The organism is Nocardioides sp. SYSU D00038 (assembly GCF_016924665.1).
Classification (GTDB): Bacteria; Actinomycetota; Actinomycetes; order Propionibacteriales; family Nocardioidaceae; genus Nocardioides.
The window spans coordinates 105755-111853 of sequence record NZ_JAFFJT010000017.1; the positions used below are offsets into that span (position 1 = coordinate 105755).

Genomic DNA, 6099 nt, shown 5'->3' on the forward strand with positions numbered 1-6099 from the left:
CTGATCAGGTGGTGGTCCCCGTGACCACCACACCTATATCAACTGATACAGGTTTTCTGTTGTTCCCGCAAGAGGCAGGATGGTGCCCGTGAGCGACGAGAAGCGTGGGGTCTTCGCGATCTCGGTGGCGGCCGGGATGGTCCGGATGGAGGTGCAGAACCTCCGCGTCTACGAGCGCCGCGGGCTGCTGCGGCCCGACCGAACCGAGGGCGGCACCCGGCTCTACAGCCGGGCCGACATCGAGGTGCTGCACCGGATCCGCGACCTGCTGGCCGAGGGGCTCAACCTCGCCGGTGTCGCCAAGGTGCTGGAGCTGGAGGCCGAGAACGCCCGGCTCCGGCGCCGGCTGGCGCGGACCGGCGAGGGCTGAGCCTCACCCGAGCAGCGCGGCCGGCTCGTCGACGGCGGGGCAGCCGCTCGGCAGCCCCTCGACCACGCCGGCGATCGAGTGGCAGCGCCGTGCACGACGGCCTTCCACCCGCCGACGAGACCACCCCGACCGCACCCCGTGCCGCCCCGACGCGTCCCGCGGCGCACCCTTCGGCGCGGCGTACTGGACAGCACGCGCTACCGTGACCGACCGTGAGCCCTCCCGACCCGGGAGGGTCAGGACAGGCAGAGAAGGCGAAGTGGCACACAAGCTCGTGATCGTCGAGTCCCCGGCGAAGGCCCGCACCATCGGCGGGTACCTCGGCCAGGGCTACGTCGTCGAGTCGTCCATCGGCCACATCCGCGACCTCCCGCAGAGCGCGGCGGAGACGCCCGCCAAGATCAAGGACAAGCCGTGGGGTCGGCTGGGGGTCGACGTCGACAACGGCTTCGAGCCCTACTACGTCGTGCCGCGCGACAAGAAGGCCCACATCTCCAAGCTCAAGACGCTCCTGAAGGACGCCGACGAGCTCTTCCTCGCCACCGACGAGGACCGCGAGGGTGAGGCGATCGCGTGGCACCTGCTCGACGAGCTGAAGCCGAAGAACATCCCCGTGAAGCGGATGGTCTTCCACGAGATCACCAAGCCGGCCATCCTCGCCGCCGCCGACAACCCGCGCGACCTCGACATGGACCTCGTCGAGGCCCAGGAGGCGCGGCGGATCCTCGACCGCCTCTACGGCTACGAGGTCAGCCCGGTGCTGTGGAAGAAGGTCATGTCCGGCCTCTCCGCGGGCCGCGTGCAGTCGGTGGCCACGCGCCTGGTGGTCGACAAGGAGCGCGAGCGGATGGCGTTCCGGATGGCGTCGTACTGGGACCTCGAGGGCACCTTCGACGCCGGCTCCGCCCACGACCAGCGGATGTTCCCGGCCAAGCTGCACTCCATCGACGAGGCCCGGGTGGCCCGCGGCTCCGACTTCGGCCCGGACGGTCTGCTCAAGCCCGCCAGCGAGGGCAAGGTCGTCCACCTCGACCGGTCCCGCGCCGAGGCGCTGGTCTCGGCCCTCCAGGACTCGACGTACGACGTCCGCTCGGTCGAGTCGAAGCCCTACCGCCGCTCGCCGTACGCGCCGTTCCGCACCACCACGCTGCAGCAGGAGGCCAGCCGCAAGCTCGGCATGAGCGCCAGCGTGACGATGTCGGTGGCGCAGCGCCTGTACGAGAACGGCTTCATCACCTACATGCGCACCGACTCCACGACGCTCTCGGACGCCGCAGTGGGTGCCGCGCGCTCGCAGGTGCAGGAGCTCTACGGCGCCGACTACCTGCCGGACGCCCCACGCACCTACGCCAGCAAGGTCAAGAACGCGCAGGAGGCCCACGAGGCGATCCGCCCGGCCGGCGACAGCTTCCGCACCCCGGCCGAGACCGGCCTCACCGGCGAGCAGTTCCGGCTCTACGAGCTGATCTGGATGCGCACGGTGGCCTCGCAGATGAAGGACGCCGTCGGGCAGTCGGTGACGATCCGGATCGGCGGCGCCGCCGCCACGGGCGAGGACGTCGTGTTCTCCGCCAGCGGCCGGGTGATCACCTTCCACGGCTTCCTCAAGGCCTACGTCGAGGGCACCGAGGGCGACACCCAGAAGGACGACGCCGAGACCCGGCTGCCGAACCTCAGCCAGGGCGACCCCGTCTCGGCCGCGTCGGTGTCCGCCTCGGGCCACGAGACCAAGCCGCCGGCCCGCTACACCGAGGCGACGCTCATCAAGGAGCTCGAGGACCGCGAGATCGGCCGGCCGTCGACGTACGCCTCGATCATCGGCACGATCCTCAACCGCGGCTACGTGTACAAGAAGGGCACCGCGCTGGTGCCGGCCTGGCTGGCGTTCTCGGTGATCCGGCTGCTGGAGGAGCACTTCCCGCGCCAGGTGTCCTACGAGTTCACGGCCGGGATGGAGGACGTCCTCGACGACATCGCCGGCGGGCGCAAGGACCTCAAGACCGAGATCGGCGAGTTCTACTACGGCTCCGAGCGGGTCACCGGCCTCAAGCGGCTGGTCGACGAGCTCGGTGAGATCGACGCCCGCGAGCTGGCGACGTTCCCCGTCGGCGGCCCCGACAGTGGCATCAACCTGCGGGTCGGCCGCTACGGCCCCTACCTCGAGGGCCCCGACGACGAGGGCAACCCGACGGGCAAGCGCGCCAACGTGCCCGACGACCTGCCGCCCGACGAGCTGACGCTCGAGAAGGCCAAGGAGCTGTTCGCCAACCCCGCCGGCGAGGAGATCGACCTCGGCGTCCACCCCGACACGGGTCTGCGGGTGGTGGCCAAGAACGGCCGCTACGGCCCCTACGTCACCGAGCTGCTCCCCGAGGACGCCAAGAAGAGCGACAAGCCGCGCACGGGCTCGCTGTTCAAGTCGATGTCGCTCGACACGATCACCCTCGACGACGCCGTCAAGCTGCTGTCGCTGCCCCGGGTGGTCGGCACCGACCCCGAGAGCGGCGAGGAGATCACCGCCCAGAACGGCCGCTACGGGCCGTACCTCAAGAAGGGCACCGACTCCCGGTCGCTGACCTCGGAGGACCAGCTGCTCACGATCGGGCTCGACGAGGCGCTGAAGATCTACGCCCAGCCCAAGCAGCGCGGACGGGCCGCGGCCGCGCCGCCGCTCAAGGAGCTCGGCAGCGACCCCGTCTCGGGCAACCCGGTCGTGGTGAAGTCGGGCCGGTTCGGCGAGTACGTCACCGACGGCGAGTACAACGCCACCCTGCGCAAGGACGACTCGGTCGAGGCGATCACGCTGGAGCGGGCCGCGGAGCTGCTGGCCGAGCGGCGCGAGCGGGGCCCGGCCAAGAAGACGGCCAAGAAGGGCGCGAAGAAGGCGGCCGCCAAGAAGACGGCGGCCAAGAAGACCGCGGCGAAGAAGACCGCGAAGAAGGCTGCGAAGAAGGCCTGAGCGGCGCGTGGAATCCCCGGTCGACCGGGGATTCGCCGTGTTGTCGGGCATTGCGATGCCCGACAACACCAGGAACTGCCCGACAAGTGCGCCGGGCGACGGGCCACCCTCCGGTCCACCCCGACCCGCTCGGCTCGGCCCCGCCCCCGCCAGGACTCAGTCCCGCACCAGCACCGCCCCGGTGGGGATGATCCGGCCGAGCGCGGTGCGCCAGCCGTCGCCGTAGTCCTCGAAGCCCAGCAGCTCGCGCTCGGCGGTGCGGTAGTCGGCGTAGTCGCACCGGCCGCCGGGCGGGGTGCCGGTCGTCCCGGCGGTCGTGAACGTCGCGACGCCGCGGTGCTGCAGGTGGTACGTCGAACCGGCGCAGACCACGAGGTCGTCGTCCGGCCCGCCGGTCGTCACCAGGTCGCCGGCCACCCCCGCCCACCACGAGACCTCCAGGCCGTCGGGGAAGGCGGGGTCGTCGGTGTCCTCGACGGTGAGCCAGACCCGGCGCTCGACGTCGAGGGCGAGCTCGGTCCACCGCACACCGACCTCGTCGAAGTCCAGGCGGCCGACGACGTGCCACGCCTGGCCACCCTGGTGGAAGGTGTCGCCGATGCCGAGCCGGCGCAGGTCGTCCGCGGTCGCCGGCCGGGGCCGTCGCGGGCGCCACATCGCCATGGTTCTCCTCGAGCGGGTCGGAGGGGAGCGCGGCACCGGGCTCGTCCTCGGACGACGCGCCGGACTCTACCGGGGAGTCCGGCCGGCGCGCAGCGGAGTCGGACACCACGAACGTCGCCGCCCGCCCCGGACGGTGGTGACACGACGGGCGGCGAGGCCCTACGGTGTCGCCAACCCCACGTCCTCGGAGGAGCCGTCGTGCGCAACCGTCACCGCCTCGTGTCCCCGTTGTCCGTCGTCGTCGCCCTGGTGCTCGCGATCGCCGGCCTGGCCACGCTCGCCGGCCCGGTCTCGGCCGCCCGCAAGGCGTCGGTGACCCTCAAGCCGCTGCCCGCGCAGTCGGAGGTCGGCAAGAAGGTGACGCTCAAGGGCTCCTTCTCCGGCGGTCGGGCGACCGTCAAGCTCCAGACCAAGGGGGTGGCCGGCGGCTGGCGCACGGTGGCGAAGGTGACCACCACCAAGCAGGGCGCCTTCAAGAAGAAGGTCAAGCTGACCACGGGCGGCACCACGTCGTTCCGGGCGGTCAAGGGCTCGGCGAAGAGCCAGGCTCGCACCCTCAAGGTCTACGCCTGGCTCGACCTCGCGACGCAGCCGTTCTACGCGCTCAACGGCCCGTTCACCGCCGGGTCGTCCGCGGGCATCGGGGGCCGGGCGTTCCCCGCCAGCATCGTGGGTGACGAGAGCGCCATGGTCGGCGTGCGCACGGCCGGCCTGTGCACCCACTTCGACACCTGGACCGGCTTCCTCGACGGCCACGGCCCGGGAGCCGGCGACGGGGTCCAGAGGACCGCCGTGGGGACGCTGAACGCCGCGGGCGGCGTGCTCGCGGAGACGCAGGCCACGACGCCTCCGGGTCCGGCCAAGCGGGTGGCGTTGAGCCTGGTCGGCTCCCACTGGTTCGTCGCCGACATCGGCATCGACGGCACGTCGACCCCGGACACCATGACCGTGCTGGGCTCCCCCCGGCTGCGCTGCAACGCCGCCCGGCTCGCGCCGTTCGTGCCCGCGGCGTTTCCCGACTTGGAGGGCGAGCCCGGACCGATCTGACCGGCGGACTCGCACCGGCCAGCTCTCGCGAGTCCCGCCCGGTGACGCATCGGTTGTGCCACGCTGAGACTCCTCTTGAACCGACAACTTCTCGGAGGAGACCCCGTGTCCCGTACTCCCCGCATCCTGGTCCTGACCCTGGCGGCGCTCGCGCTGTTGGCCGGGGCGCTGGTCGCTGCGCCCGCGCAGGCGGCCGGCAAGCCCACGCTGAAGCCCGTGCCCGCCGAGCTGACCGCCGGCAAGAAGGTGACCCTGAAGGGCACCGTCCCCGGCGGCAAGCAGACCGTGAAGCTCCAGCGTCGCTACGGCGCCGGCGGCTGGTCGACCGTCGCCAAGGTGGTGAGCAAGAACGACGGCAGCTACAAGAAGAAGGTCGCCCTGACGCAGGCCGGCCCGACGTCGTTCCGAGCGGTCGCCGGCGGCAAGAAGAGCACCGTGCGCCGCACCACCGTGTGGGCCTGGCTCGACCTCACCACCCAGCCGAACATCGCGTTCGGGCCGGGGAGCGGCAGCCTGGAGAACTACTCGGTCACCATCAACGGCCGGAAGTTCGCGCGGGCCTGGGTCGGGAGCGAGGCAAGCTTCCGGTTCGTCCACCTCGGCGGCCAGTGCAAGACGGTCGAGGCTTGGACCGGCTTCTCCGACCTCAGCCGCAACACCTACAGCTCCGACGACCGCCAGGTGCTGCAGTGGCAGGCCAGCAACACGTTCAACCCGTCGACCGACATCGACGCCCCCGAGCAGCGCACCGCTCCCGGTCCGGCCGTGCGCCGCGCCTTGAGCGTGGGTGGGGCCAAGTACCTCAGCATGGGTTGGGCCTGGGAGGACCCGTCGTGGAGCGAGGGCGCGCTCATCCTGGCCCCGCTGGCCGCCCCCCGGGCGCTGTGCAAGACGCCGCGACTGCCCGAGCTCGACCTCGCGACCGTCGCGGCCGCTCCGGCCCGGATGCTGCGCTGAACTGCGGCTGAACCCTCCTGGTCGCCCGTGCAGTGGCGCCGACCCGTCCGGGGTCGGCGCCCCCGCACAGTAGGGGGTCCCGCCCCCGCCCCCCCCGGGCGGG

General features: G+C 71.8%; 5 protein-coding genes. 4 read left to right on the plus strand and 1 reads right to left on the minus strand.

Annotated elements, in window-relative coordinates; translation table 11 throughout:
- The first annotated feature begins 88 nt into the window (after positions 1 to 88).
- Positions 89 to 370, plus strand: a complete 282-nt coding sequence (locus JT721_RS11170) for a MerR family transcriptional regulator (RefSeq protein WP_307828003.1) — start codon at positions 89 to 91, stop codon at positions 368 to 370.
- 259 nt (positions 371 to 629) lie between these two features.
- Positions 630 to 3329 (plus strand): type I DNA topoisomerase, encoded by a 2700-nt coding sequence (topA, locus tag JT721_RS11175; protein ID WP_205473211.1) that lies wholly within the window; start codon positions 630 to 632, stop codon positions 3327 to 3329.
- A 156-nt stretch (positions 3330 to 3485) separates the two neighbouring features.
- Here the strand turns inward: topA and JT721_RS11180 are convergent, their stop codons facing one another.
- The gene (locus JT721_RS11180) at positions 3486 to 3992 is read right to left on the minus strand and encodes a DUF4178 domain-containing protein (RefSeq protein WP_205473212.1); all 507 of its coding nucleotides are present in this window, start codon (positions 3990 to 3992) and stop codon (positions 3486 to 3488) included.
- A gap of 198 nt (positions 3993 to 4190) precedes the next feature.
- Between JT721_RS11180 and JT721_RS11185 the strand changes: the two genes are divergently transcribed.
- Both JT721_RS11185 and JT721_RS11190 read left to right on the plus strand, forming a co-directional pair.
- Positions 4191 to 5039, plus strand: coding sequence for a hypothetical protein (locus JT721_RS11185; protein WP_205473213.1), 849 nt, complete (start codon positions 4191 to 4193; stop codon positions 5037 to 5039).
- Positions 5040 to 5144: 105 nt separating this feature from the next.
- On the plus strand, positions 5145 to 5996 hold the full coding sequence (locus JT721_RS11190; RefSeq protein WP_205473214.1) for a hypothetical protein: 852 nt from the start codon (positions 5145 to 5147) through the stop codon (positions 5994 to 5996).
- Positions 5997 to 6099 lie beyond the last annotated feature (103 nt).

Coding starts and splice junctions, on each gene's coding strand:
- JT721_RS11180 (WP_205473212.1), bottom strand. CDS start 3,992: ATGGCGATGTGGCGCCCGCGACGGCCCCGGCCGGCGACCGCGGACGAC.